The 25,153-nt window shown below is 62.7% G+C and carries 23 protein-coding genes and 4 tRNA genes; 3 read left to right on the forward strand and 24 right to left on the reverse strand.

Annotated elements, in window-relative coordinates; all coding sequences use genetic code 11:
- Positions 1-94 precede the first annotated feature (94 nt).
- The 9 genes from KP004_RS01935 to KP004_RS01975 form a co-directional block, all read right to left on the reverse strand.
- On the reverse strand, positions 95-2,083 hold the full coding sequence (locus KP004_RS01935) for a methyl-accepting chemotaxis protein (protein WP_216800710.1): 1,989 nt from the start codon (positions 2,081-2,083) through the stop codon (positions 95-97).
- 240 nt (positions 2,084-2,323) lie between these two features.
- Positions 2,324-3,634 carry an NCS2 family permease gene (locus KP004_RS01940; RefSeq protein ID WP_216800711.1) on the reverse strand — a complete coding sequence of 437 codons (1,311 nt, stop codon included), beginning with the start codon at positions 3,632-3,634 and terminating at the stop codon, positions 2,324-2,326.
- A gap of 2 nt (positions 3,635-3,636) precedes the next feature.
- A complete protein-coding gene (locus tag KP004_RS01945) occupies positions 3,637-4,188 on the reverse strand; it encodes a hypoxanthine-guanine phosphoribosyltransferase (protein WP_216800712.1) in 552 nt (183 codons plus the stop codon).
- A gap of 139 nt (positions 4,189-4,327) precedes the next feature.
- Positions 4,328-5,899, reverse strand: a complete 1,572-nt coding sequence (locus KP004_RS01950) for an amino acid adenylation domain-containing protein (protein WP_216800713.1) — start codon at positions 5,897-5,899, stop codon at positions 4,328-4,330.
- An 18-nt stretch (positions 5,900-5,917) separates the two neighbouring features.
- Positions 5,918-7,066, reverse strand: a complete 1,149-nt coding sequence (locus KP004_RS01955) for an acyl-CoA dehydrogenase family protein (protein WP_216800714.1) — start codon at positions 7,064-7,066, stop codon at positions 5,918-5,920.
- Between the two features lie 26 nt (positions 7,067-7,092).
- Positions 7,093-7,746 (reverse strand): hypothetical protein, encoded by a 654-nt coding sequence (locus KP004_RS01960; RefSeq protein ID WP_216800715.1) that lies wholly within the window; start codon positions 7,744-7,746, stop codon positions 7,093-7,095.
- A 20-nt stretch (positions 7,747-7,766) separates the two neighbouring features.
- Entirely contained in the window at positions 7,767-8,753 is a 987-nt protein-coding gene (locus KP004_RS01965) for an agmatinase family protein (protein ID WP_216800716.1), read from the reverse strand.
- A gap of 26 nt (positions 8,754-8,779) precedes the next feature.
- Entirely contained in the window at positions 8,780-9,430 is a 651-nt protein-coding gene (locus KP004_RS01970) for a GNAT family N-acetyltransferase (RefSeq protein WP_216800717.1), read from the reverse strand.
- A gap of 23 nt (positions 9,431-9,453) precedes the next feature.
- Positions 9,454-9,711 (reverse strand): acyl carrier protein, encoded by a 258-nt coding sequence (locus KP004_RS01975; RefSeq protein ID WP_216800718.1) that lies wholly within the window; start codon positions 9,709-9,711, stop codon positions 9,454-9,456.
- A gap of 237 nt (positions 9,712-9,948) precedes the next feature.
- On the opposite strand from KP004_RS01975, the gene KP004_RS01980 reads away from it, so the two are divergent.
- A complete protein-coding gene (locus tag KP004_RS01980; protein WP_216800719.1) occupies positions 9,949-11,637 on the forward strand; it encodes a radical SAM protein in 1,689 nt (562 codons plus the stop codon).
- 118 nt (positions 11,638-11,755) lie between these two features.
- On the opposite strand, the gene KP004_RS01985 is transcribed toward KP004_RS01980, so the two are convergent.
- A complete protein-coding gene (locus KP004_RS01985) occupies positions 11,756-12,343 on the reverse strand; it encodes an outer membrane beta-barrel protein (protein ID WP_216800720.1) in 588 nt (195 codons plus the stop codon).
- Positions 12,344-12,441: 98 nt separating this feature from the next.
- Positions 12,442-13,098 (reverse strand): isoprenoid biosynthesis glyoxalase ElbB, encoded by a 657-nt coding sequence (gene elbB, locus KP004_RS01990; RefSeq protein WP_216800721.1) that lies wholly within the window; start codon positions 13,096-13,098, stop codon positions 12,442-12,444.
- A 182-nt stretch (positions 13,099-13,280) separates the two neighbouring features.
- On the opposite strand from elbB, the gene KP004_RS01995 reads away from it, so the two are divergent.
- A complete protein-coding gene (locus KP004_RS01995) occupies positions 13,281-13,475 on the forward strand; it encodes a 4Fe-4S dicluster domain-containing protein (RefSeq protein WP_216800722.1) in 195 nt (64 codons plus the stop codon).
- Between the two features lie 7 nt (positions 13,476-13,482).
- Here KP004_RS01995 and KP004_RS02000 read toward each other — a convergent pair whose 3' ends face one another.
- Positions 13,483-14,673 (reverse strand): MFS transporter, encoded by a 1,191-nt coding sequence (locus tag KP004_RS02000; RefSeq protein WP_239026902.1) that lies wholly within the window; start codon positions 14,671-14,673, stop codon positions 13,483-13,485.
- 213 nt (positions 14,674-14,886) lie between these two features.
- Here KP004_RS02000 and KP004_RS02005 point away from each other — a divergent pair, with 213 nt between their 5' ends.
- On the forward strand, positions 14,887-15,045 hold the full coding sequence (locus KP004_RS02005; protein ID WP_216800723.1) for a hypothetical protein: 159 nt from the start codon (positions 14,887-14,889) through the stop codon (positions 15,043-15,045).
- Between the two features lie 75 nt (positions 15,046-15,120).
- On the opposite strand, the gene KP004_RS02010 is transcribed toward KP004_RS02005, so the two are convergent.
- The 12 genes from KP004_RS02010 to KP004_RS02065 all read right to left on the reverse strand — a co-directional run bounded on the left by KP004_RS02010 (position 15,121) and on the right by KP004_RS02065 (position 24,916).
- Positions 15,121-15,195: transfer RNA gene (locus KP004_RS02010), tRNA-Glu, on the reverse strand.
- A gap of 71 nt (positions 15,196-15,266) precedes the next feature.
- A tRNA-Lys gene (locus tag KP004_RS02015) sits at positions 15,267-15,342 on the reverse strand.
- Between the two features lie 41 nt (positions 15,343-15,383).
- Positions 15,384-15,461, reverse strand: a tRNA-Glu gene (locus tag KP004_RS02020).
- A 3-nt stretch (positions 15,462-15,464) separates the two neighbouring features.
- A tRNA-Lys gene (locus KP004_RS02025) sits at positions 15,465-15,540 on the reverse strand.
- A gap of 72 nt (positions 15,541-15,612) precedes the next feature.
- Positions 15,613-16,911: an adenylosuccinate synthase gene (locus KP004_RS02030; RefSeq protein WP_216800724.1), complete on the reverse strand. Its 1,299-nt coding sequence runs from the start codon at positions 16,909-16,911 to the stop codon at positions 15,613-15,615.
- A 10-nt stretch (positions 16,912-16,921) separates the two neighbouring features.
- Positions 16,922-18,226 (reverse strand): ATP phosphoribosyltransferase regulatory subunit, encoded by a 1,305-nt coding sequence (locus KP004_RS02035; protein WP_216800725.1) that lies wholly within the window; start codon positions 18,224-18,226, stop codon positions 16,922-16,924.
- A 109-nt stretch (positions 18,227-18,335) separates the two neighbouring features.
- A complete protein-coding gene (locus KP004_RS02040; protein ID WP_216800726.1) occupies positions 18,336-19,820 on the reverse strand; it encodes a hypothetical protein in 1,485 nt (494 codons plus the stop codon).
- 181 nt (positions 19,821-20,001) lie between these two features.
- Positions 20,002-20,277, reverse strand: coding sequence for a hypothetical protein (locus KP004_RS02045; protein WP_216800727.1), 276 nt, complete (start codon positions 20,275-20,277; stop codon positions 20,002-20,004).
- Positions 20,278-20,339: 62 nt separating this feature from the next.
- Positions 20,340-20,615 carry a hypothetical protein gene (locus KP004_RS02050; protein WP_216800728.1) on the reverse strand — a complete coding sequence of 92 codons (276 nt, stop codon included), beginning with the start codon at positions 20,613-20,615 and terminating at the stop codon, positions 20,340-20,342.
- Positions 20,616-20,898: 283 nt separating this feature from the next.
- Entirely contained in the window at positions 20,899-22,233 is a 1,335-nt protein-coding gene (locus tag KP004_RS02055; protein WP_216800729.1) for a porin, read from the reverse strand.
- A gap of 343 nt (positions 22,234-22,576) precedes the next feature.
- Positions 22,577-22,990 carry a methylmalonyl-CoA epimerase gene (mce, locus tag KP004_RS02060; protein WP_216800730.1) on the reverse strand — a complete coding sequence of 138 codons (414 nt, stop codon included), beginning with the start codon at positions 22,988-22,990 and terminating at the stop codon, positions 22,577-22,579.
- Between the two features lie 273 nt (positions 22,991-23,263).
- Positions 23,264-24,916, reverse strand: a complete 1,653-nt coding sequence (locus KP004_RS02065) for an acyl-CoA mutase large subunit family protein (protein WP_216800731.1) — start codon at positions 24,914-24,916, stop codon at positions 23,264-23,266.
- Positions 24,917-25,153: the final 237 nt, after the last annotated feature.

Consider the following 25,153-nt stretch of genomic DNA (forward strand, 5'->3'; position numbering starts at 1 on the left):
TTTCTTCTGCTGGCTGTCTTCTAGATCTTGCCGGAATTTCCGTTCCTAAGCGAGGGTCTTTGCTGCGATGTTCCCCACCTTGAGGCCGTGGCCGCTATGCCAGTTTGAAACGCCCCACGATCTGTTGCAGTTCCGAGGCGAGGCTCGACATGTGTGTCGCTGCTTTCGCCGTCTCGTGGGCGCCCCCCGCGGTCTCGGATACCACGTCGGTGATGGTGCCGATGTTCGCGGTGATCTCGCCGGTCACCGCCGTCTGCTGCTCGGCAGCGGTGGCGATCTGGTGGATCTGGGAGGTGAGCTCGTTGATGGCGCTCAGGATGTGGTCGAGCGCTTCGCCCGAGCGGCGCGAGCTCTCCATGCCGTTTTCAACCTCCTGCACGCCGAGCCTCATGCTTCCCACGGCGCCACTGGTGTCCTTCTGGATCGCCTTGATCATGGCGCCGATCTCCTTGGTTGCCCGCGTGGTCCGCTCGGCGAGCGCGCGGACTTCGTCCGCCACCACCGCAAAGCCGCGTCCCTGCTCCCCGGCACGGGCCGCCTCGATGGCCGCGTTCAGTGCCAGCAGGTTGGTCTGATCGGCGATGTCTTCGATGGTACCCACTATGGCACCGATCTCGTCGGAGCGGGCGCCGAGGTTTTGCACCGTCTGGGCCGACTCTTGCACCCGCTCGGCGATCTTTTGCATGCCGGCCAGGGTCTGCTGCACGACTTCCGCACCGCCCCGGGCGGTGTCACTGGCACGGTTGGAGGATTCCGCCGCCTGGGAGCAGTTGCTCGAGATGTCGTTCGAGGTGGCGCTCATCTCCTCGCTTGCCGTGGCGACCGTCCCCGACTGCGCGGCCACCTCCTCGGCGGCGGTGGCTATCTGTACCGCCGTAGCGCTCAGCTGCTGGCAGGAGACGGAAAGCTGACCGGTGTTGCGGGACAGCTGCGAGACGATGACGTGGATGTTGTCTATGAACCGGTTGAACCAGGTGCTCACCTCGCCCAGTTCGTCCTTGCGCCCCACCTCGAGCCGCTTGGTCAGATCCCCCTCCCCCTCGGCGATGTCCTTGAGCATGCCGAGCATGCGGGAGAGCGGACGGGTGATGCCGAGCGAGATGACGACGCCGAGGAGGCAGGTGCCAAGACTCGCCGCGCCGGCGAGGACCAGGCTCAGGATCAGGGTGAGGCGGGCGTCGTGGGCCAGTCCGCTCGCAGTAGCCAGGATCTCCTTGGTGAGCACCTCCTCCACCTGCTTCATGGTGTCGATCTTCTCGGTGATCACCGGGAACCATGTCTCCGCGGGGATGGTGAAGTGCCCGGACAGCCCCTTGGCGAGCACCGCCCCCCTGATCTCCTCTACCTTGGCGAACACCGGCGTCTTGGTTTTATCCTCATACGCGGCCACCGCCTGTGGGGAGCCGAACTTGCGGAACAGGTCCAGGTAGTCCTGTTGCGCCGCGAGGATGCTCATAGCCCGCTGCAGTTTATCCTGGTCGAGGGTGTCCGCCGCAAGCACCGCGTTCAGGGTCGCGCGCTCCTTGCCGGTTTCCTCCTTGGCTTTCACGAAGCTGTAGTAGGCGGTCGCCTGGCGCATTACCTCGCGCTTGCCGCTGGTCGTGGCTACAGCGGCCACCACGTCCATGTACGAGTTGATGAGGCCGGTGTAGAAGGTGTAGGCCTGGGCGCCGGTGACCTGGAGCGTGTCGATACCGGTGCGGGTATCCTTGAGCTTCCCGATGGCGGTTGCGGCAGCGTCCAGGCTCCCCTTCACCACCGTCACCGATGCCTCGTTCTTTTCCAGGTAGGCGGCCAGCGACTGGACCTCCTGATCGACCTTGGCCCGTTGGCCGGCCAACTCCTCCTTGAATTTGGTCCCCTTGGCGTTGAGGTAGCCGGAGGTGTAGCCGCGCTCCTTCTGGATCTGGTGCGAGAGCTCGCCGACCTGCACCGCCAGGGCGGTCAGTTTCTGGGTCTGGATCAGCCCCTGCAGGACGGCGTAGTCCTTGTTTGCGTTGTAAATGGAAAATATGACCATCCCCAGGACCGGGACGGCCATCATCAGCATCAGCTTGGTGCGGATTCTCAGATTCTGCAACATGATCGTTCCTTTCTCGCGCGGGATTCTCCAGCCTCTGCTCCCGCGCCTGCACGCGGCTGGCGGCGCCTTATGACAGCTCCACTGTCTGCCTTTGATATTCGTTTTCATTTTATCGGTCGCGCGACCGTGGAACTTTAGGGAAAATCGTGGCGGAATCGTCGGGGGGAAGGTGGGAAATGAAAAAAGCCGCTGCACCTTTCGATGCAGCGGCTTGGTAACGCAGGGCGATGCGCCGGGCGCTTACTTCGCGCCGAACAGGAAATAGGAGAGCGACAGCAGTGCGAGCACCCACATGCCCCCTTTCATCTCCTTGATGCGGCCGGTGGCCCCTTTCATGAGCGGGTAGGCGATGAAGCCCGCGGTCATGCCCACACCGATGTTGTAGGTGAAGATCATGAGCACCACGGTCAAAAAGGCCGGGATCAGCTCGGTGAAGTCGTCGAAGTTGATCTTCGCCAGCGGGCTGATCATGTACGAGCCGATCACGATGAGGGCGATGCCGTAGGCATGCGCCGGAACGATGGTGAAAAGGGGCGCGAAGAAGAGCGCCAGGAGGAAGAACAGCGCGGTCACCAGTGCGGTGAAGCCGGTGCGGCCGCCTTCCTCGATCCCGGCGGCGGATTCGATGTAGGCGCCGGTGGTGGTGGTGCCGAGCAGCGGCGCCGCGACGGTGGCCAGGGCGTCTGCCAGCATCGGCTTCTCGATCTCGGGGAGGTTGCCGTTCTCATCCAGGAGGTCGGCGCGCATGGAGAGACCAAGGAGCGTCCCGACTGTGTCCAGGAAGGCCATGATGAAGATGGTCAAGATGATCGGGAAGAAGCTCGGGTTGAGCGCGCCGGCGAAGTCCAGCTTGAACAGGATCGGGGTGATGTCCGGCGGCATGCTCACGAAGGACTGCGGCAGCGGGGTCACCTTGAGGATGATCGAAGCGATGGTGGTGACGACGATGCCGATCATCATGGAGCCGAGCACCTTGCGGGAGATGAGCACCACGGTGAAAAGAAGGCCGAACACGGCGAGCAGCACGGACGGCTGGGACAGGTCGCCCAGTTTCACCGGTGCGCCCGGGACGCCGAGCACCACGATGCCGGTTTCGTTGAGGCCGATGAAGGTGAGGAACAGGCCGATGCCGGTGGCGAAGGCGCATTTAAGCGACAGCGGAATGGACTCGGCGAGCCAGCTCCTGACCTTGAACAGGGTGAGCAGGGTGAAGATGACCCCGGCGAAGAAGACGGCGGCCAGCGCGGTCTGCCAGGTGTACCCCATGACCTTGACCACGACGAAGGCGATGAAGGCGTTCTCGCTCATGTACGGTGCGATGGCGAAGGGGCGGTTGGCGAAGAAGGCCATCAGCACGGTGCCGAACACGGCGGCGATGATGGTCGCAGTGGTGGAGGGGCCGCGCGGGATGCCGGCGTTCTCGAGGATGGCCGGGTTGACGATGATGATGTACGCCATGGTGAGGAAGGTGGTGAGACCGCCGATGATCTCGCGCTTCATGCTGGTGCCGTAGCGTTGGAACTGGAAGAACGTGGCTATACGGGAGGTCATTGCTAGTTTTGCTCCTTCATTGCGTAGAGTGCGGGCAGATTGCGCCAGTATCCTGCTATGTCCATGCCGCAGCCGAACAGGAAGCGGTCCTCAACCTCGAGCCCGACGAAGTCGGCCTTGGCGCCGGGGGCCTTGCGGTCGTGGAGCTTGTCCACCAGGACGGCGGTGAACACCTCGGCGGCACCTTCCTCCCGGCAGAACTTGGTGATCTCCGCCAGCGTCACCCCTTCGTCGAGGATGTCGTCGATCAGGAGCACCGTGCGTCCCTTCAGGGAGCGTTCCGGCTTCACCTTCCACAGCAGGTTGCCACCGAACATCTCCGCGCCGTAACGGGTGGCGTGGAGGTAATCCAGCTCGAGGGCAAAGGGGAGCTTGTCCACCAGTTTGCCGGTCACGAACAGCCCGCCGTTCATGATGCAGAACGCGATCGGGTCGGTTCCCGCCAGGCGCTCCGCGATTTCCTGCGCCATGCGTGACAGCGCCTCCTCGACTTCCTGCTCCGACCTCAGACAATCCGCCTTCAGGCGAATGTCCTCCATGTCCTTGAGTACCATTTCCGCTCCTTCGGAACATTTGTTTAAAGCCGCCGAACCATAGCAGATTTGTCGTGTAAAAACAACTAATTGTGCTTTCATTAGTTGGGGTTTCCCGTATACGGGTGCGGAGGGGGTGATGCCGTGTCTTGGGATGGGGTCAGGGGGAGAATTCGCGCTCCAGTGCCTTGCGGTCGATCTTGCTGTTGGAGGTCACCGGGAGGGTCGGGCGGCAGATAATCCGCTCCGGAATCATGTACTTGGGAAGGCGCGCGCCGCACAGGCCGATGAGGTCGGCGGCTTCCGGCACGGCGCCCTCGGCGTGGGATACGTAGGCCACGATGCGGCTGCCGGTGAGCTCGTCCGGGATGGCGATCACCGCGGCCTGCCTGATCCCGGGGTGGCTGTTCAGGATCACCTCGATCTCGTCCAGCTCCACCCGGAAGCCCTTGCTCTTCACCATGTGGTCCTTACGGCCGGCGAAGACGAAATTGCCCTGGTGGTCCAGGCGCACCACGTCCCCGGTCCGGTAGACCCGGGCGTGGCTGGAGGGGACGCGGGGGTCGGGACTGAAGTGGGCGGCGGTGCGCACCGGATCGTTCCAGTACCCTAGGGCCACCGTGGCGCTCAGGACGTGCAACTCCCCCTCGCGCCCCGGTTCGGTAACCACCTCGCCCGTCTCGTCGATGGCGAACACCTCGAAATTGGGGAAGGGGGTTCCGATCGGAATCTTCCATGCGTCCTCGGGGAGTTCTTCCGGGACCCGGAAAAACAGGGAGGAGTTCGCCTCGGTCTGGCCGTAGATGTTGTAGAAGGCAGCTGCGGGCATGAACCGCTTCAGGACCTTCAGGTACTTGACCGGCATGAGGTCGCCCGAGAAATGCACAAGGCGCAGTCTCGGGAGCGTGAGGCGGTCCAGGGCGCCCTGGTCGGCCAGCTTGGTCAGCACCGATGCCACCGAGTTCCATACCGTGATCTCCTCGCGCAGCAGGAATTCGGCGAGGCGCACCGGGAAGGCCGTGAGCGCCTCCGGCACCAGCACCACGGTCGCGCCCCCTTTCATGGCGCAGAAGATGTCGAAGATGGAGAGGTCGAAATGAAGCGGCGCGTGGTTGGCGAGGCGGTCCCCGTCCCCTATGGCGAAGAACTCGGTGGCCATGTCGACGAAGGTAAGCGCGTTCAGGTGGGAGATGACCACCCCTTTCGGGAAGCCGGTGGAGCCGGAGGTATGCAGGATGTAGGCGGGGGAGGCGCCGCAGGTGAGGGAGGGGAGGGGGGCGCTGCTTTGCCGTTCCAGCTCTTCCCAGGCGATCGCTTCCACGTAGGGGAGAGCGCCGGCAGGGGCGGTCACGACCGCCTTCTCAAGCTTCATCCCGTTCTCCGCCTCTAGGAGTACCCGCTCCAGTTGGTCCGGCGCGGCGATGGCGAGCCTAATGCCGCAATGGTTGATGATGGAGCAAAGCCGTGGCGCGGGGGAGGCTGGATCGAGCGGCACGTAGGCCCCGCCGGCCTTGAGGATGGCGAAGAGGGCGACGATGCACTCGACCGACTTGTTCATGAGGATGCCCACCCGGTCGCCGCGCCTGACGCCGTGGGCCGCCAACAGGGCCGCCAACCGGTTGCTCGTCTCCTCCAACTCCCGGTAGGTGAGCGCCCGGTCCTTGAACAGAACCGCCTGCCGCTTCGGGAACGTGGCCGCGCCTTCGGTCAAAAGCTGCTGCAGCAGGTACATGGCGTCCCTCCTTCCGCTCTAGAGCCCCAGGAAGCTGGCGATGATGTTCCGCTGGATCTCGGAGGTCCCCGAGTAGATCTTCCCGGCGATGGCGTCGCGCAGGTTGCGCTCGAAGTCGAACTCGGTGGAGTAGCCGTAGGCGCCGTGGATCTGCAGGGCGTCGGTGGCGTTTTGCACGTAGCTTTCGCTGATGAAGAGCTTCGCCATGGCGGACTCGAGCGGAGCCCGCCGGCCGGCGCTCTTCAACCCGGCCACCCGGTACAGCATGAGGCGGGAGAGCTCGTTGCGCATTCTCATGTCGGCGATCTTGTGCGACACCGACTGGCACTTGCCGATGGCCTGGCCGAACTGGCGCCGCTGACGGGCGTATGCCACGCAATCCTCGAGGATCTTCTCCATGGCCCCGAGATGGGCGGCGAAAAGGCAGCTTCTCTCCCACTCCATCTCCGAATTGAAGATGGCGGCGCCGTTTCCCTCCCCGCCGAGCCGGTTTTCCTCGGGGACCTCGCAATCCTCCAGGAATACCTCCCCGAGGGGGCAGGTCCTGAGCCCCATGGTCTCGAGGGGACGCCCCACCGAGAAGCCGGCAAACCCCTTCTCCACGATGAAGGCGGAGACGCCGGCGAACCCCTTGCGGCCGTCGGTAACCGCGAAGACCAGCAGGAGGTCGGCTATCGGTGCATTGGTGATGAAGGTCTTGGAGCCGTTCAAGAGGTAGCGGTCCCCGCGCTTCTCGGCCCGGCAGCGCATGCTGAAGGCATCCGAACCGGCTTCCGGCTCGGTCATGGCGTGCCCCCCCTTGAGCGTTCCCGAAATAAGCCCGGGAAGGTAGCGACGTCGCTGCTCCGGCGAACCGAACCGGTTGATGGGGGATGCGCAGGTCCAGATGTGGGAGTTGAGGGAGAACAGCAGGCCGCTGTCCAGGCAGGCGTACCCTAATCCCTCCATGGTGGCGACGGCGGTCATGGTGTCCAGGCCGAGCCCGCCGTACTCCTCGGGCATGGTGATGCCGGGGATGCCGAACTCCGCGCACCTGCGCCACCCTTCCTCGAAGAATTCCCCGCGCTTTTCCCGTTCCCTGGCACCCGGGTTAAGGTCCCGTCGTGCGAATTCGATCGCCGTCTCCCTGAACTTTTCCTGTTCGGTCGTGAAGGTGGTTGCGTCCATGTGCGCCTCGCGGCCCGGCTCGGGCCTTACAGGGTGAAAATGAGGGAGGCCAGGCCGTAGTGGGGTGGAAGCCCCGCCTCCTGCTTCAGCACGTTGAAGGTAGCGATGGAGATGTGTTGCAGCTGTTTGATGGTCGCGATGTAGCGGGTTCGGGTGTCGCCACGCAGGGACCTTTTCAACCCCGAACAAGCGTAGATCAGGCACTTCAGGGGGCGTTCGCCGTGGGGAAGGAGGCACCCCCGCGAACCCAGGTGAGCGCAGCGGTCTGCGGGAGCCGGCGCCGCGGGCGCACCGTGATGCGGGTCGAGGCGCCGCCATGCCGCTGCCAACCGGGTCCGCAGGTACCCGGCCAGGGGAGGGGCGGGCTGTCCGGCGTACGCGGCGATCTTGCAGCCGGTATCGCGACGCAGCCAGTAATCGATCGCGGTGTAATAACGCTCGGCCGGTTCCCGGCAGCAGGCCCCCTGACACCTGTCACACCGGGCGAAAGTGGGAAGTTCCAGGGCCGCTATGGCGAGCTGGCAGGCGACCCGGTCCCGGTTCAGGCGCTCCAGGGCGGTGCGGGCCTGCTGCGACAGGTCGTGGTCCGGATCCAGCAAGTCGTGGCTCAGTCCGGCCACGCGCTGGAACAGGCGGTACGGTCTGGAGAAGTGCAGGAAATCCTGGAGGTCCCGGTACATGTTGCTCCCCCCGCACGCGGTCAGCCCCGGTCCCTCTTGCGCTGCGCCATCCCGGACAGGGCGTAGATCATGGCCCAGGCGGCCAGGTGGGAGGAATAACCCTGCGGGTCCTGCCCCGGGTAGACCTCGACGAAGTCGAGCCCGTCGATGCCGGAGCGCCCGATGGTCTGCAACGCGGGGAGCAGTTCCGTGGGGAGTAACCCGTTGAAATCGGCGGGGCCGCCCGGGTTGTATCCGGCATCGATGCAGTCGCTGCAGATGGTCACGAAGACGTGCCGGGTCTTTTCATGGGCGATGGCGATCGCCTCCTCGGTCACCGCCACCATGCCCCGCTCCCGGACCTCCTTGGTCGTGATGATGCGAGCACCCATGCTGCGGGCGTACTCGTACTGCGCCGGCGAGTTGCGCGGCCCCCTGATCCCCATGTGCACGATGCTCTCCTTGCGCACCTTGGGGAGCTGCGCGATGCGGTGCAAGGGGCCGCAACGCGGGAACATGTCCGCTCCGAAGGACTTGGCGTTGTCGAGGTGGGCGTCGAAGTGGATGATGCCGATGTCCCCCTCCCCCGCGTCGCTGAGCGCCCGGACGATCTCCGGGGTGAAGGAGTGGTCGCCACCCAGCACGAAGGGGATGCTGCGGCTGCGGTACACCTCCAGCATCGCCTTGTGCACGTTGGCCATGGTCTCGACCGGATCGTTGGGGTTGACCGGGATGTCCCCCATGTCCCCCAGGCGCAGGTGGTCGAACAGGTCGAGCTCGTATTCGGGGAGGAAGCCGCCGTAGCGCGCGGCAGCGTGCCTGATGCTGCGCGGGGCGAGCTCGCAGCTGCTGAAGGAGCCCCAGGTCACGGTTCCCTCCCAGGGCACTCCCGCCACGATGACATCGCACCCCGCCGTGAGGTGGCGCGGGTCGAGCACCGGGACCCCGAGGAAGGACGGGGTATCGCCGTACACCCTGGGCAGAGAGGCTTTTCTGTTGGGGACCATCGGGATCTCTTTGCTGTTCATGGCGGCTCCTCCGCGTGTGGCGCGCCTTAGGCCGCGCCGTGGCCGGTTACGTACAGTTTCCTCGACAGCACCAGGCGGCTCGCCCTGACTCGCTGCAACTCCCGCCAGCGCAGGGTGCGGTGCACCCAGAGCGCCGGGACGTTGTCCGCCCAGAAGAAGCCGTAGGCCTTGGTGATCCCCCTTTTCCTGAGCAGGTGCAACGCGCCGTTTTGCAGCGCCGCGGCAAGGTTCCCCCCGCGGTGTGCGGGATCGACGAACATGTCGAAGGTGTAGGCTTCCCCGGGGCGGCATTCGATGCCCAGCCAGCTTTCATCGGGATGGGTGCCGGTGGCGCCCCCCTGCCGGCGGTCGGCGCACCAGATGTCGCCGGCCACGGTGTTCCCCTTCACCAGGGCGAAGCCGCGGTACCCCTTGTCGAGGTAGTTGAGCGCTTTGAGGTACCTGCTTTGGTACCGGTACACCAGGCGCCGTTCCCCGAGCAGTTCTGGGCTCAGTTCCAGGACCGCTTCGTCCGCCGGACGGCTGAAATCGGTCACCGGGCGCAGGGCGTCGAGCGGGATCTCCACCGGCACCGCTACCCGGTTCAGGTAGATGATGTCCCTCAGCAGGGTGCGCCATCCTGCCATCAGCACCATCTCGCGGGCCTGTACCAGCCTCATTCTGCAGTACTGAAGCATCGTGCCTCCAGCGCCGGCCCCGGCTACCCCTTGGCGCCCAGCTTGAAGTTGATGAACTCCGCCACCGCCGATATGGTTTCGAAATGCTCCGGGACTATTTCCGTGTCCGCGATCTGTACACCGAACTCCTTCTCCAGATATGCGATCAGTCTTTGCACGCCGAGGGAATCGACGATCCCCTTATCTATGAGGGAGTCGGAAGGGGAGAGGGTGACTTTGGTGCCGGGGCCGGCCATCTCGTTTTGTATGAACGATCTGATGGTGTCGGTGTAATCGGTCATCTCATCCTCCTGAATCAAGGGTGGCGGAGTGCGGGCTCTATCGGCGCAGGAGCGGAATGCTTCAGGCCGGTTCCCGGCTGGCTGCGATGGGACGTTCAAAGGTTGAGTGGGAATAATTACAAAATTGTAATCTTTAGCACGCACCCTAGTGTACATTTGCCGGATTGGGTGTCAAGGGCAGTTCAGCCAGGTTCTTTTTTGTTCCAAAGGGATGACCAAAGATGCTACTTTGGCGCAATGTCGTGGAAGATCATCGAAAGAAAACGGACCCTCCTCGCCGGTGAGAGCGGCCCCGGGCGCGGTAAAAGCGGCGGGAGACTCTCCTGCTGCCTGGTCTACCCCAACCGCTATCACTCCGCCATGAGCAACCTCGGCTTCCAGGCCGTCTACGCCATGCTGAACGCCCATCCCGAGGTCACCTGCGATCGCGCCTACCTGCCGGACCGGGACGAGCTGGAGGAACTGCAAAGGACACGTGGGACGCTCCTGTCGCTGGAGAGCCAGCGCCCGCTTTCCTCGTTCGACCTGATCGCCTTCTCCATCTCCTTCGAAAGCGACTACCTGAATCTACCCACCATCTTCCGGCTGGCCGGCATCGATCCCTATGCCGCCAAGCGCTCCCCGCTGCAGCCGCTGGTAATGGCCGGCGGAGCCGCACTCTTTCTGAACCCGGAGCCGGTCGCGCCGTTTCTCGACCTGGTCTGCATCGGCGAGGCCGAACCGACCCTTCCCCCGCTGCTGGAACTGCTGAAACGGGGGGCGCCGTCGCGCGAGGAACTGCTCCTCGAGGCCGCGCAGCTGCCGGGGATCTATGTCCCCTCGCTCTATCGGCCGGAGTATGACGGGACGCGCCAGTTGGCCTTCGACCCCGCCACCGGCGCTCCCCCCCGGGTGCGCCGCGTCTGGGATCCGAGTCCCGACAGCCGCCCGACCGTCACCGAGATTCACACCGACGCCACCGAGTTCTCCGGAATGCACCTGGTCGAGATCTCCCGCGGTTGTCCTCGCGCCTGCCGCTTCTGCGCCGCCGGGTTCATCTATCTTCCCTACCGGACCCGCTCGCCGGAGCTGGTGCGCAGCGAGGTGCTCAAGGGGGTGGCCCAGGGGAGGAAGGTGGGGCTGGTGGCGGCGGCCGTTTCCGATTACGCGGGCATCGGCGACCTCTGCTGCGACATCGTCGACGCAGGCGGGAAATTCTCGGTGTCATCCTTCCGCATCGACCACCTGGATGGGCGCATGATCGAGGCGCTCAAGGCAAGCGGTCAGAAATCAGTAGCGCTGGCGCCCGAGGGGGGCTCACAGCGGTTGCGGGACCTGGTCAAGAAAGGGATCGACGAGGATCAGATCCTGGCCGCCTGCGACATGCTGGTGAGCCACGACATCCTGAACCTGAAGCTGTACTTCATCATCGGCCTGCCGACCGAAACCGGGGAGGACCTGGAGGAGCTGGTGGCGCTGGTGCGCAAGATCCGGGAGCGGGTACTGGCGGCGGCGAAGGAAAACCGGCGCCTGGGGGAGATCCAGCTTTCCGTGAACCCCTTCATCCCCAAACCCTTTACCCCCTTCCAGTGGTGCGCCATGGAGCCGGTCAAGTCGCTGGAGAAGAAATGGAAGTACCTGCAGAAGGAGCTGGGGCGGCTTTCCAACCTGAAGCTGCAGATGGAGAGCCCGCGCGAGGCGTTTCAGCAGGCGCTCTTGTCACGCGGCGACCGCAGGCTCGCGGACCTGCTGGTGGCGGCGGACCGGCTGGGGAACTGGAAGGAAGCGCTGCGGGAGCGGGAATTCGACGCCGAGGCGTTGGTGAACCGGGAGATACCGCTCGAGGAACTGCTGCCGTGGGATTTCATCGACGGAGGGGATGCCGGACGGCTGCGGCGGGAGTACCGGAAGGCGCTGGACGGGATAGCTGGATTGAACGAAAAGTAAGGGGAGAAAGTGGCATCCGGAGTCCCCGCCCCCCGGAGGGGGAGGGACAGGGAGGGGGGCTGCTAGCTGATGCCCCCTCCCGGCCTCCCCCCTCCAGGGGAGGGGATTTGCTCTGAGTTTAGTTGAAGAAGAATCTCGCCCCGACCGTGAAGGAGAGGGCCGAGGGATCGAACTTGCCGGTCCCGTTGGGGCCGTCGACATCCGCCTTGAAGGCCTCCACCCCTTTCACCTCGAGGTTCAGGGCCACCTGGCGGTTCATGAAGCAGTCGATACCGCCGCTGACATGAGCGCCGACGGTGGTGTTGGTGTACTTCTTGTCCAGGTCGTTGATCAGCACGTCGATGCCCGCCCCGACGTAGGGGACCACGTGCTGCCTTCCCGGGAAACGGTACTGGGCCCCGATGGAGACGTCGGTCACGTCGGCGTCGCCGAAGCTGGAAGTATCGAAGGTGGTCCGGCTTACCTCCATTTCCATGGCAACGTTGTCGTCGATGCCGAACAGGAAGCCGATCCCGCCGGTAAGCCCGGCATCGGTGGAAACGACCATTCTGCCGTTAACCGTGTCCACTTCGGATTCCGCCGGGTTGCTCACCCCGATCTTGCCGCTGAGTGCGATCCTGCCCCTGAGATCTTCCGCAGAGGCGTTCCCTGCCAGGGGGGCTGCCAAAAGCAGCGCCGCCGCGCAGAGCAGTAACGTTTTACGCATCTATTCCCTCCCAAAAAAGCGTTCATGAAACAGCGGTATCTTAGGTGAAAACGTCCCGCCGTTCAAGTCCTAATGAACGCATCGAGGGGAGGTTGCCGCTACTTGATCAGCTCCAGGGTCGCCTTGATGGCCTTTTCGATCCCCTTGGCGGCCTCGCCGATGCCGCCGGCCAGCATGTACGCCGGGGTCGAGACGATCAGGTGATCGCGGTCCACCACGTATTCGGTGGCGGGGCAGTCGACATGGCTGCTGCCGGTGGCGTTGATGGCCTGGGCTGTGCCGGCATCGTTGCCGATGGTCAGCTTGGGGGCGAGGTCCTTGCCCAGGGCGAGGGCGATCACCGCCGGCGCGATGCAGATGGCGCAGATCGGCTTCTTCGCCGCCGCCATGTCACGGATCAGCTTGAGCACGTCCGGCTGCACGTTCCCCTTGGGACCCTCGAAGGCGAAGCTGCACAGGTTCTTGGCCGCGCCGAAACCGCCCGGGAGCACGATGGCGTCGAGTTCTTCCACCTTGGCGTTTTTCACGTCGGTGATCTCGCCGCGCGCGATGCGGGCCGCCTCGACCAGCACCCTTCTTTTGGCGCCGGTGTCCTGCATGGTCAGGTGGTTCACCTCGTCCAGTTCGATGTCGGGGGCAAAACAGACCGCCTTGGCGCCGCTGTTGTCGATGGCGAGCAGGGTCAGCACCGCCTCATGTATCTCGCTTCCGTCACGGACGCCGCAGCCCGAAAGTATTACGCCTATCTTCTTCATGCAGATGCCTCCTGTCTTGTAGTTTGGGGTTCGATTGCGATATTGTAAGTGCGATGCCTGCTCTGTGCAAGGGGTTTTAGCTGCGGCTAATAGAGTCGCTGCGTCTGAAAGTTACGGCTCAACTTCAGCGGTCTTTGGGGGCACCAGTGGCCGCTCACTCTGTGACAGTAGCAATAAAAGCCATGACAGAAAAAAGAACGCCTGACATAGACGTCCCCCGCTGTACGGGCTGCGGTCGCTGCGTTGCCGCTTGCCCCGGCCGGAATCTCACCCTGGAAGTAGCCGGTTACCGCAAGCACGCCCTGCTGGTCAAACCGCGGGAATGCGACGGCTGCCTCGCCTGTCTCCCCGCCTGTCCGGTGCGTGCCATCACCTGAACCCGCCTCACTCCCCCAGCTTGTCCACCTGCAGCAGTTTAGGGAAGAGCCGCATCCACAAGAGCACCACGACCATGGTGCCGACCCCGCCGATCAAAACCGCCGGCACCGTCCCGAAGAAGGCCGCGGTCACCCCCGATTCGAATTCTCCCAACTGGTTGGAAGTGCCGATGAACATGGAGTTTACGGCGCTCACCCTGCCGCGCATCTCATCCGGCGTCTCGATCTGAACCAGTGAAGCACGGATCACGACGCTCACGATGTCGGCTGCGCCCAGGACCATGAGGGCGGTCATCGAGAGCGGAAACGAGGTGGAGATGCCGAAGATCACAGTCGCGACGCCGAACAGGAAGACGCTCAGGAACATGGTGCGCCCGACCCTGTGCCGCAGCGGATGGCGGGCCAGAAACAGCGAGACCCCCAGCGCCCCCATGGCCGGCGCGGCCCGCAGCATCCCAAGACCCAGCGGGCCGGTATGCAGGATGTCCCGCGCGAAGACCGGCAGGAGCGCCGTGGCACCGCCGAGGAGTACCGCGAAGAGGTCGAGCGAGATCGCGCCCAGGATCTCCTGGCGGCCTTTTATGAAGGCGATTCCCGCGAAGAGGGAGCGGACCGTGGCCGGCTCGCGCGGGGCCGGGGCGCGGTCGAGGCTGATGCGGGAGATGAGGAGGCTCGCGGCGAAGAAGAGGAGGGCGGCGCTGGTGTAGACCGTGGTGGGGCCGAGGACGTAGAGGAGGCCGCCCAGTGCGGGGCCGGCGATGCTGGCGGTCTGGTTGGCCGAGGCGGACCAGGCCGAGGCGCGGGGGATCAGCTCCTGCGGCACCAGCCAGGGCACCAGCGCCAGCATGGTCGGTCCCTCGAAGGCGCGCAGCGCCCCGGCTACCAACACGATGGCCAGGATACCGTCCTTGTGCAGCCAACCGCCGTGGGTGCCCACGGCAAGGAGCGCAAGCGCGAGGCCTTCCAGCACCTGGCAGGTCCCTGCGATGCGCCTTCTGTCGTAACGGTCGGCGACGTGGCCTACCGCGAGCGTCAGCAGGAACATGGGGAGGAACTGGGCCAAGCCGACCAGCCCCAGGTAGAAGACCGAACCGGTCAGGGCGTAGATCTGCCATCCCACGGCGACGGCCTGCATCTGCAGGGCGACCGACGAGCAGACCCGCGCCAGCCAGAATAGCCTGAACGGTTGGTGCCTCAACACTGATTGCTGGAAGTTTTTTGTCTCAACAGTGGATGTCATAGCGATGGGGGAACCGTCTGTTGCTGGCAGTGCGCCAGGCGTGTGACAATATCTCGTTTCGCACCACTCTTGTAAATGACTTTGCCGCTGTTGACAATAAGGTTGTTTACCCTAATCTTCATTTGTGGCGCGGGTCGCCGGAAATCCGTTGGCAGGCAAAGGAGGAAGGTCATGCTTTACTTCATCAAGCAGAATACCATCCACACCTATCCGGTAGCGAAGGGGTGCACAGCTTCCTACGAGCAGGAGCAGTTGCGCGACACGGTGCCGTACCAGGTGCAGGAATGTCCCTACTGCATGAAGGTCTGGCCGGGAAGAAAGGACGATTGAGGTCGGTGTAGCAGCGAAAAAGCCGGCAGGAACGAGAAAAGGCCACCTCCCGAGGGAAGCGGCCTTTTCCTTTGATGGTGATCCCAAGGGGACTTGAACCCCTGTTACCGACGTGAAAGGCCGGTGTCCTAACCACTAGACGATGGGACCAAATTGTTGCTTCCCGTCCCGTCAGGGTAGGGGGTCTGTCACAAGGCCCAGTCATGTGACAGCAAATAGGGTGGTGAGCCGCGTTGGGATCGAACCAACGACCACCTGATTAAAAGTCAGGTGCTCTACCAACTGAGCTAGCGGCTCGCTTAAGCTTTGTGCCGAGGCACAAGCGCTGTTTGTTTGAGTGGCGTCCCCAGCCGGATTTGAACCGGCGTCGCCGCCGTGAAAGGGCGGTGTCCTGGGCCGGGCTAGACGATGGGGACGGGTGGTGAGCCGCGTTGGGATCGAACCAACGACCACCTGATTAAAAGTCAGGTGCTCTACCAACTGAGCTAGCGGCTCAAACAGTGCAGCGAAGCAAGAACAACCTTATAGCAAATCGATTTCTGCCAGTCAACACTTTTTATTAAAAAATTAGCCGCGCTCGAAAGGGTTCCTGAGCACGATGGTTTCGTCGCGGCGCGGGCCGACCGAAACCAGCACCACCGGGGCGCCGGAGAGCGCTTCGACGCGCTTCACGTAGTCCTGCGCGTTCTTCGGCAGTTCCGCGACGCTCTTCGCGCCGGTGATGTCCTCGGCCCAGCCCGGGAGTTCCTCGTAGATCGGGGTGCACTGCTCCATCACCTCGAGGCTCGCCGGGATCTCGTCGAGGACCTGGTCGTTGTACTTGTAGCCGGTGCAGACCTTGATGGTGTCAAGGCCGGTAAGGACGTCGAGCTTGGTGATGGCGATGCCGGAGAGGCCGTTCACGCGTACGGCGTAGCGGGCCACCAGCGCGTCGAACCAGCCGCAGCGGCGCGGACGGCCGGTGGTGGAGCCGAACTCGCGGCCGGCCTGGCGCAGTGCCTCGCCGGTATCGTCCAGAAGCTCGGTCGGGAACGGGCCGCTCCCGACGCGGGTCGCGTAGGCCTTGGAGATGCCGATCACCTCGTGGATCTCCCTCGGTGAGACGCCGCTGCCGGTGCAGGCGCCGCCGGAGCAGGTGGAGGAGGAGGTGACGTACGGGTAGGTGCCGTGGTCGACGTCGAGCAGGGTCCCCTGTGCGCCTTCGAAGAGCAGGCTCTTGCCCGCCTTGATGTCCTTGTGCAGAAGGAGCGAGGTGTCCGCTGCGTACTTCCTCAGCACCTCGGCGTAACCCATGTACTCGTTGTAGATCTCCTCGAAGGTGAAGGGCTGATCGCCCAAAAGCTGGGTGAGGATCAGGTTCTTCTCGTCAAGCACCTCTTTCACCTTGCGGGTGAAGGCCTTCTCGTCGAGGAGGTCCATCAGGCGGATGCCGCGACGGCCGATCTTGTCCTCGTAGGCGGGCCCGATGCCGCGGCCGGTCGTGCCGATCTTCTTGGCGCCGGAGTTGCGCTCGCGTGCGATGTCGATCCTCTTGTGGTACGGCATGATGATGTGCAGCGCCTCGGAGAGGAGCAGCATGCCGTCATCTTTGAGGTAGCCGTTGTTCTTGAGACGGGTGATCTCCATGATGAAGACTTCCGGGTCGAGCACGACGCCGTTGCCGATCACGCAGCGCTTCCCCTCGTGCAGGATGCCGGAAGGGATCAGGTGCAGGATGACCTTCTCGTCCCCGACCACCAGCGTGTGGCCTGCGTTGTTTCCACCCTGGTAACGTACCACGTCGTCGGCGTATTCCGTATAGATGTCGACGACCTTGCCTTTGCCCTCATCGCCCCACTGGGCACCAATTACAACGACGTTAGCCATGATTTTCCCCTTACAGATCGAATTTCAAATCGAGACCTTTATCGAACAACTCCTGCTTGCTCACGGCTATGGCGCGACGATCGGCGACCCTGACCAGGTAGAGCTGGTCGGCCGCGCACTCTTCGGCGCCGATCACCAAAAGCATCCGGATGTCCATCTTCTTCGCATACTCAAGCGAGCTCTCGAAGTCGCGCTTGATGATATCCCTGGCACAGGTGAAGCCGAGGCTTCTCAGCTTCTGCGCCACTTCCAGCGCCTCGCGGCGCTCGTCCTTCTTGTTGAAAACCAGGAAGTCGCGGCTGCTGGATGCCTCGACCTCCGGTCGCTTGGCCATGCTGGCCAGAAGTGCCAGGATGTTGAAGGCGAACCCGGTGGCGTGCGCCGGGTAGCCGTACTTGGCGGTCAGGTCATCGTAGCGTCCGCCGCTGCAGACCGCCTCGCCGATACCGGGGACGAATCCCTCGAAGGTGATCCCGGTGTGGTAGTCCAGCCCGCGGATCTCGCCCAGGTCGATGGTGAGGTGGTCCGCGACGCCGTAGATGTCGAGGATCTCAACCACCTGGGTGATGTTCTCCAGCGCGCGGCGCGAACGCTCGTTGCCGGCGATGCGGGCGGCTTCCTTCAACACCTCGCGGCCGCCGTAGAGCCTCGGCAGCAGCGCGATCTCTTCCCTGACCTGCTCGGGAGCGCCGGCAGCTTCCAGGATGGAACGCACCGCGGTGACTTCTTTTTTGCTGATCGCTTCCTGCAGTTGCCGCTGCACGTCGCGGGAGAGCCCGGAGGCGTCCATGATGCCGCGGTAGAAATCCACCTGGCCGAGATCGATCTTGAAGCCGGTGAAGCCCAGGTTCTTCAGTACCTCGACCGCCATGGCGACCATCTCGGCATCCGCCTCGGGGGAGTTCAGTCCGATCAGTTCGACGCCGGACTGGAAGATCTCGCGGCTTCGCCCCGACTGCATCTGCGCCTGCCTGAGCACGCGTCCCGAATAATAGATACGGTGGGGCAGGGGGAGCGAGTGCATCCTGGTGGCGACGATGCGCGCCACCTGGGGGGTGATGTCGGGCGGGATGGCCAAAAGCCTGCCGGTCTGGCGGTCGTCGAAGCGGAAGGTCTTGCTGCGCAGTTCGTCGCCCATGCCCAGGGCGAGTACGTCCTCGAACTCGAGCAGAGGCGTGATCATGCGCCTGAAGCCCCAGAGCTCGAACACTCGGTGGATGCTGTCGGCGATGAAGGTGATCTTGTCGGCAGTTTCCGGGAGAAAATCGCTTACCCCTTTGGGGAGGGGCGCTTCAATGCATGCGGGGTTGGTCACGGGTCGTCCTAACGTCCGGGAGTACCGGCAGTCCGGCAAAAGGTGGCAAAAAACGAGGAATCGTAACAGTATGGCGGGGGGAAGTCAAGACATTCCCCCCGCCTTCAGGCTATTCGATGCCCAGCAGCCGCACCACGCTGCCCCCCTTGCCGCCGAAGGTTCCCTTCTGGGCTACTTCGAGCAGGGTCAGTTCCTTGGTGGCGGGATTGTAGGCGTAGTCGGCCAGGTAGTTCTGGCTCTGCTTGGTGCGCCACTTCTCCTCGAGAGACGATCCGTTCCAGGTGAAGTTGACTACGGAGTACTTGGAGTAGGAGCGCATGTTGCCCAGCACGAAGAAGCCGGAGTTCTGCGGCACCAGGACCTCACCCTTCTCGGTCACGGTGATGCGCTGTTCGAGGAAGCGGGTGCGGAACGGGGTCATGTTGGTCCGCTCGTTCTCCCAATCCCTGCGCTGGAAGTAGGTCTCGGAGCCGCCGAACTTGTCGGAGCTTCTCCAGAGTTCTTCGCCGGTGTCGGAGTAGACCAGCAGATAGCCGCTGTCGCTGAAGGCGGTCAGGTAGCTCTTGCCGGACTGGTCGCGGAACAGGTTGAAGTTGAAGATATTGGCGAAGCGCGGCATCTTGATCGGGTTGCTGAGCTTCACGCCCTTGTCGACGATGCTCGCCTCGTACACGTCGCCGTAGAAGTCCTCGGTGCGCCCCATCTGCTGGGCGTAGAGTTTCTTGGCCCCGCCATAGGGGGCGATGGTGCGGAACATGTAGGGGACCTCTTCGGCGACCAACTTGAAACTGTCGTTTTGCAGTGCGTAGATCCTGGAGGCGATGGTCTCGCGGTCCATGATGGTAACGAACACCAGCACCCGCCCGTTGGCCTCCGGGCCCATGGCGTCGAGGGCCAATACCTTCATGCGGTCCGGGAGGATGATCTCGGTGACCAGGTCGAGTTTCGCGCCGGGACGGTACAGGTGGATCCCCTTGTCGTCGGCACTCACGAACTCTTTGGTCCCCCAGGTGGTGACGGCGCTGTACACGCCGGAGAGGCGCTGGCTGATCCAGCCGGGAGTCGCCTCGTTGCGCACGATCTCGGAGGCGGCGGCCTTTGCGGACTCCTGGGCTGCCGGCCGCTCGATGTCGGCACGCGGGGCCTTGAAGGGGGACTCGACCGGTGCCGCAGGGAGAACGGGGAGTGCGGTAGCCGTCGGCTGCACCTGCTTCACGAGGTCGCCCTTCAGCTTGCCGGAGATCTTGCCCACGGCGGGGATCAGGACGTCCATGCTCTCGCCCTGCTCGAAGGCGGTGGAGAGCTGCTTGCCGCCGGTGCTTTTGGCGATTGCATCGAGGCTGAACATCTTGCCGAAGGTGGTATAGCTCCCGGAGACGATGACGTCGGCCTCGGCGGGGGTGTCGACGGTCACAATGCCATCGCCGGCCAGGCGTGTCGCCAGAAGGCGCTGCAGCGTGCTCTTCAGGTTGCCGTTGTCTGAGGGGGAGACGGTGAACTCGGCGATATAGGCGCGGATGGTGGAGGCTGAGGCTGCAGCGGCTGCCAGCAGCGTGCCAACGAGAATCAGGATGGCAACGAGAGATCTTTTCATTGATTGCTCCGCTTTTGGGGGATTTAAGACGCCGAATTATCGCAGAGCGGTCCTCATTAGTCAAACGGTTTCACGCCCCTTGGAGGCGCTTTCAGTGCAGCTTCCCACGCGGTGCGGCAATAAAAAAAGCGGGCCAGTGGCCCGCCTCTTTCTCCGGCTCTTCCAGGTAGCGCGCGTCGAGTCAGCGCCCCGGTTTTTCCATGCTCCTCAGCATCTCCTGGGTCTCGGCAAGCTTCTCGCGCAGCTGCTGCAGCTCCTTGGGGGTATAGACCCTGGTTCCCTTCTCGATCTCGCGGTTCAGGCGCTGCATCCGCGTGTAGATGTCGTCTACCTGGTCCTTGCAGTTCCGGGACAGGAGCAGGCACTCGTTTCTGTCGCTCGCCGTCTGTTCGGCAAAAACGCCGGTGTTTGCTGCCATCACTAAAATCGCCGTCACCAACATGATCGCCCTTTTCATGGTGTGCTCCTTTCTGGCACAGCTTCTTTTTGAGGGGGTGCATACCGGCATGCAGCGCAGCTTTAGCTGTCGGGCCTTTCCAGGTTGCGCAGGATGTCGTCGGTTTCCTTGAGCTTGTCCTGCAACCTTTTCAGCTCCTGCGGCGTATAGACCCTGGTCCCCTTCTCGATTTCGCGATTCAGCTTGCGGATGCGTTGCTGGATGTCGTCGACCTGGTTCATGCAGTTTCTCGACGCCAGCAGGCATTCGTCCTTCTGGTCTGTCGCTGTCTGGGCGTAAGCCGGTACCGAAGACAGCATAAAAAGCCCCGCGGCCAGCATCAGTGCCATCTTTCTCATACGTTAGCTCCTTTGAAAGATATCGTTAGAAAAGCATAATGATTGAACCATACAGGACCTGCTTGTCAACACGGCGGAGAAAATAACTGCAGAGTTGCCGGGTACTGGGTTAGTGGCATGAAAGAGTGACAGGGGACGGAGAGTGATTGAGAGGTGCCGGAGGTGTTCTGGAGGGGAAGAGCGTTGTTGGCAGAGATGCGACAAAAAAACAAGCCGGAGAGTCGCCTCTCCGGCTTGCCGGTGCTTCTGTGTGAGCCCCTGCCGTCAGACGGCAGGGAGCTTCTTAGAATGCGTAGCTCAGCTGTACGTTGAAGAGGTACGGGTTGTCCGAGTCAGCGGTCTGAGCGTAGGTCCCGACCCTGTCGGCAGTGGTTTTGCTGTTCAGGGCGTCGCCGAGGAAGACGTAAGCGGCGGCAGCGCTGGCGCTCAGGTTGTCGTAGATTTTGTAGCCGACTTGGGCGTTGACCTCGGTGCCGAGGGACTTCTTCTCGGTGCCGCGGGCCTCTGCGGTCCTCATGTAGCCAACGTTGGCGTTGTAGAAGGTCTTGCCCATGGCACCCTCGTACCCGGCGAAGACGCCGATGGCGCCGCGGCCGCCGACGGTCAGGTCGTTGCCGGTGAGCGAGGTGGAGGTGTTGATGGCCTGGTTCGGACGAACGAGGATCCACATGTTAGCCGGGTTGAAGTAGGTGGTGCCTGCAGTGACGGTCTGGAAGGCGTTGTTGTCGGTGCCACCCTTGTCGCCGGAGAGGAAGAAGCCGGAGAGGTTGACGGCACCCGGGCCGGTCTTGACCTTGGCTACAGCACCAGCCATGTAAGCGCTGATGTCGGTAGCGGAGTTCTTCTCGCCCCACTGGTAAGCGGCGAACGGCTTGATGTTGGCCGGGCCGACGTTGACGTCCGCGTTGACACCGACCATGTGCAGCAGTTCGTACGGAGCGGTGGCAGCGAGGCCGGTGTCGTTCTGGATGTTGTAGTAGGTTGCTCCAATGGTGACGTCCTTGTTGACGGCGAACTTGCCGTCAGCGACGATCAGGTCGGCGGTCAACTGGCCCGGGCCGGTGATGGCGTTGGCAGCAGTGTTGTCATCGAAGCGGAACCAGCCGAGCTGGCCGGTGAAGGCATCGACCTTCTTGGTGCCGATGGCACCGGTCATGTCGGCCAGGAGGAAGAGGCTGCCGTAGGCGTCGGCCCAGGGCTGCATACCGACCTTGAAGTTGGCGCCGGTGGCCGGCTCGTTGAAGTCGAGGTAGACGTTCTTGGTCTCGAGGGTCAGCTGGTCGGCGTCCAGGTTGCCGGAGTCGTTGCCGGTGGTCCCTTTGTAGCCGGTGGCGATGCCGCCGAAACGGGTGTCGAGCTCGAAGTGGGTGACGAGCTTCAGGTTGTCGTTCGCCTTGGCGATGTACATGATGCGTGCACGCTGCTCGGCGAAGAAGCCGGAGTGCGCGTCTTTGCGGAGGATGTCCCTGGTGTCGCCGCCCGCGAGGGCGTTGGTCTGGTAGCCCATGAATTTGAACATACCGTGGAACTCGTTCTCCAGCGCCATTGCCGGAACGGCGGTTGCTGCGCTCAGTGCGCTGACGGCTGCAAATGCAAGCAGTTTCTTTTGAAAGCTCATCGTCTACCTCCTGGTTTGTTTGTTACAACGTGATTGAAGTTCCTGCTGTACTGTCAATTCGCCCTATGGCGAAGGTGCAGCTCACTATAAAGAAAGAGCTCTTAAGTCAACCGCTGTTAATGAACAGGGTGGAGTCAAGAGCTCTCGCGTGTGGTCCTCGGGCTGTTTTGAGTCAGCAATGATTGTCTCCTCGACATTTGCGTAGAACGTCACGCAGACCAGCCAGTACAGCCTATCCCAATGAGCAAACCGCTGTTATATAAAACTGACGCCACTATATTATTTTTCAAACAAATGTCAACAGAAAAAAACTTCACTCATTAGATATGAGAAGGCGAATGTTTTAGTGACCGTCTTCGTGCGCTTCACACAGTTCCGTGAGGACGCCGTTGCTGCTTTTGGGATGCAAAAAGGCGATGCGCGCGCCGTGTGCCCCGGTTCTTGCCGTGGTATCGATCATTCGGGTGCCGCCGGCGATAAGCCTCGCGATGGTGGCATCGATATCCTGCACGCCGTACGCTACGTGGTGCACGCCCGGACCGTTCTTCTCCAGGAATTTGGCGACCGGACTCTCCGGCGAGGTCGGCTCGAGTAGTTCGATCTTCGATTCACCGATGGACAAGAAGGCCACTTTGACTAACTGGCTGGGCACTTCTTCGATTCCGGAAAATTCCATCCCGAGCGTGTCACGATACAACGGGAGTGCTTCTTCTATAGAGGTAACGGCCACGCCTAAATGATTTATTTTGGTGAGCATGTATGTGTCCTTTGGCTCCGCGTCAGAGCGTATCTGACGGTGGCAGATAATATCCTACAATCGGCAAAATGCAAGTCACAGTGATGAAAAAGTTTGGTTACGGTTCTGTGTCTGGTTGAAAAAAACGTTTTGACTAGGCTGAGGCGATGTGAAGCGGCAAGTTGATGAGCTGTGGCAGTAATAAGATCTTGGGTGAGTCGCGCGAGCCTCGCAATATCGTGGCTCCTGCCGGAACGATCTGTATCGTCCCGGCAGGAATCTGTCACGTTGAGGTTAAAGGACCACCGTTTCTCTGTGCACGCCGAAGACGCCGCGCATCACGTTGGCGATCTCGCCCAGGGTCGCGTAGCTCTTCACCGCGTCCAGGATGAACGGCATCAGGTTGCCGGTCCCCTTGGCAGCCTCTTCCAGCGCCTTGAGGGTTTTCTCGACCTGGGCGCTGTCGCGTTTGGCCTTCATCGCGGCGAGCGCTTGCTTCTGCTTCACCTCGACCTCGTCGGTCACCTTCAGAAGCCCCTGCGGCGCGCCTTCCTCGACGGTGAACTTGTTGACGCCGACGATGATGGTCTCGTCCTTCTCGATGGAGCGCTGGTAGGCGTAGGCGGAATCCTGGATCTCCTTCTGCTGGAACCCCCTGGAGATCGCCTCGACCGCGCCGCCCAGGGAGTCGATCTTCTCGATGTAGGCCATGGCCTGCTGCTCGATCTGGTCGGTGAGGGACTCGACCAGGAACGAGCCTGCCAGCGGGTCGATGGAGTCGGCGACGCCGGACTCGTAGGCGATGACCTGCTGGGTCCGGAGCGCGATGCGCACCGATTCCTCGGTGGGAAGCGCCAGTGCCTCGTCCCTGGAGTTGGTGTGCAGCGACTGCGTGCCGCCAAGGACCGCGGCCAGCGCCTGCAGCGTTACGCGCATGATGTTGTTGTCGGGCTGCTGGGCGGTCAGGGTGCAGCCGGCGGTCTGGGTGTGGAAGCGCAGCATCTGGGACTTCGGGTCCTTGGCCTTGAAGCGCTCGCGCATGATGCGGCCCCACATGCGGCGTGCGGCGCGGAACTTCGCCACCTCCTCGAGCAGGTTGTTGTGCGCGTTGAAGAAGAAGGCAAGGCGCGGCGCGAACTCATCGACGTCGAGACCCGCCTTGACCGCAGCCTCGACGTAGGCGATGCCGTCGGCCAGCGTGAAGGCGACCTCCTGCACCGCGGAGGAACCGGCCTCGCGGATGTGGTAGCCGGAGATGGAGATCGTATTCCACTTGGGGACGTTGTCCTTGCAGTAGGCGAAGATGTCGGTGATGATGCGCATCGACTCCTTGGGGGGGTAGATATAGGTGCCGCGGGCCATGTACTCCTTGAGGATGTCGTTTTGGATGGTGCCGGAGATCTTGTCCGGAGACACCCCCTGCTTCTCGGCCACCGCGATGTACATGGCCAGAAGGATCGACGCGGTGGAGTTGATGGTCATCGAGGTGGATACCTTGTCCAGCGGGATGCCGTCGAAGAGTACTTCCATGTCCGCCAGGGAGTCGATGGCGACCCCGACCTTGCCTACCTCGCCGCGGCTCATGGACGCGTCGGAATCGTAGCCCATCTGGGTGGGGAGGTCGAAGGCGATGGAGAGGCCGGTCTGTCCGGCGGAAAGCAGGTACTTGTAGCGCTCGTTGGACTCCGCGGCGTTACCGAAACCGGCGTACTGGCGCATGGTCCAGAACCTGCCGCGGTACATGGTCGGCTGCACGCCGCGGGTGAACGGGAACTGGCCGGGGAAGCCCAGGTTCTCGTTGTAGCCCGGGTAGTCGAACTGCGGCGCGTAGCAACGCTCAAGGTCGTTGTCGGAGCTGGTCTTGAAAGAGCTCCTGCGCTCGGGCGCCTTGGCCATGCTCTTCTCTACGGTTGCCTGCCATGCCTGTTTCTTTTCGGAAATGCTCATGTTGCTCTCCTGGCGGTGCGAAATGGTGATAACAGAATGAAGCTTGCGAAAGACGTCTTTTGTTTACGCTAAAATTTCGGGAAAGTGAATTATTTTTTCTTAACCGTGCCGCCGTGGTGCTGCCGATCGGCGTGCCGGAGTTGTTTTATTTTTATAATGGTGATCTAAATTTGAAGTATGCAGCTAAAACGGCAACTTACCGGCGGTGCTGCGCGTCGGGTTGTTTTGCCGTGTTTT

Source organism: Geomonas oryzisoli, from assembly GCF_018986915.1.
GTDB classification, from domain to species: domain Bacteria; phylum Desulfobacterota; class Desulfuromonadia; order Geobacterales; family Geobacteraceae; genus Geomonas; species Geomonas oryzisoli.

What these genes read in the sequence shown, in the direction of transcription:
- KP004_RS01935 (WP_216800710.1), bottom strand. Translation starts at nt 2,083, where the DNA reads ATGTTGCAGAATCTGAGAATCCGCACCAAGCTGATGCTGATGATGGCC.
- KP004_RS01940 (WP_216800711.1), bottom strand. Translation starts at nt 3,634, where the DNA reads ATGACCTCCCGTATAGCCACGTTCTTCCAGTTCCAACGCTACGGCACC.
- KP004_RS01945 (WP_216800712.1), bottom strand. Translation starts at nt 4,188, where the DNA reads ATGGTACTCAAGGACATGGAGGACATTCGCCTGAAGGCGGATTGTCTG.
- KP004_RS01950 (WP_216800713.1), bottom strand. Translation starts at nt 5,899, where the DNA reads ATGTACCTGCTGCAGCAGCTTTTGACCGAAGGCGCGGCCACGTTCCCG.
- KP004_RS01955 (WP_216800714.1), bottom strand. Translation starts at nt 7,066, where the DNA reads ATGGACGCAACCACCTTCACGACCGAACAGGAAAAGTTCAGGGAGACG.
- KP004_RS01960 (WP_216800715.1), bottom strand. Translation starts at nt 7,746, where the DNA reads ATGTACCGGGACCTCCAGGATTTCCTGCACTTCTCCAGACCGTACCGC.
- KP004_RS01965 (WP_216800716.1), bottom strand. Translation starts at nt 8,753, where the DNA reads ATGAACAGCAAAGAGATCCCGATGGTCCCCAACAGAAAAGCCTCTCTG.
- KP004_RS01970 (WP_216800717.1), bottom strand. Translation starts at nt 9,430, where the DNA reads ATGCTTCAGTACTGCAGAATGAGGCTGGTACAGGCCCGCGAGATGGTG.
- KP004_RS01975 (WP_216800718.1), bottom strand. Translation starts at nt 9,711, where the DNA reads ATGACCGATTACACCGACACCATCAGATCGTTCATACAAAACGAGATG.
- KP004_RS01980 (WP_216800719.1), top strand. Translation starts at nt 9,949, where the DNA reads ATGTCGTGGAAGATCATCGAAAGAAAACGGACCCTCCTCGCCGGTGAG.
- KP004_RS01985 (WP_216800720.1), bottom strand. Translation starts at nt 12,343, where the DNA reads ATGCGTAAAACGTTACTGCTCTGCGCGGCGGCGCTGCTTTTGGCAGCC.
- elbB (WP_216800721.1), bottom strand. Translation starts at nt 13,098, where the DNA reads ATGAAGAAGATAGGCGTAATACTTTCGGGCTGCGGCGTCCGTGACGGA.
- KP004_RS01995 (WP_216800722.1), top strand. Translation starts at nt 13,281, where the DNA reads ATGACAGAAAAAAGAACGCCTGACATAGACGTCCCCCGCTGTACGGGC.
- KP004_RS02005 (WP_216800723.1), top strand. Translation starts at nt 14,887, where the DNA reads ATGCTTTACTTCATCAAGCAGAATACCATCCACACCTATCCGGTAGCG.
- KP004_RS02030 (WP_216800724.1), bottom strand. Translation starts at nt 16,911, where the DNA reads ATGGCTAACGTCGTTGTAATTGGTGCCCAGTGGGGCGATGAGGGCAAA.
- KP004_RS02040 (WP_216800726.1), bottom strand. Translation starts at nt 19,820, where the DNA reads ATGAAAAGATCTCTCGTTGCCATCCTGATTCTCGTTGGCACGCTGCTG.
- KP004_RS02045 (WP_216800727.1), bottom strand. Translation starts at nt 20,277, where the DNA reads ATGAAAAGGGCGATCATGTTGGTGACGGCGATTTTAGTGATGGCAGCA.
- KP004_RS02050 (WP_216800728.1), bottom strand. Translation starts at nt 20,615, where the DNA reads ATGAGAAAGATGGCACTGATGCTGGCCGCGGGGCTTTTTATGCTGTCT.
- KP004_RS02055 (WP_216800729.1), bottom strand. Translation starts at nt 22,233, where the DNA reads ATGAGCTTTCAAAAGAAACTGCTTGCATTTGCAGCCGTCAGCGCACTG.
- mce (WP_216800730.1), bottom strand. Translation starts at nt 22,990, where the DNA reads ATGCTCACCAAAATAAATCATTTAGGCGTGGCCGTTACCTCTATAGAA.
- KP004_RS02065 (WP_216800731.1), bottom strand. Translation starts at nt 24,916, where the DNA reads ATGAGCATTTCCGAAAAGAAACAGGCATGGCAGGCAACCGTAGAGAAG.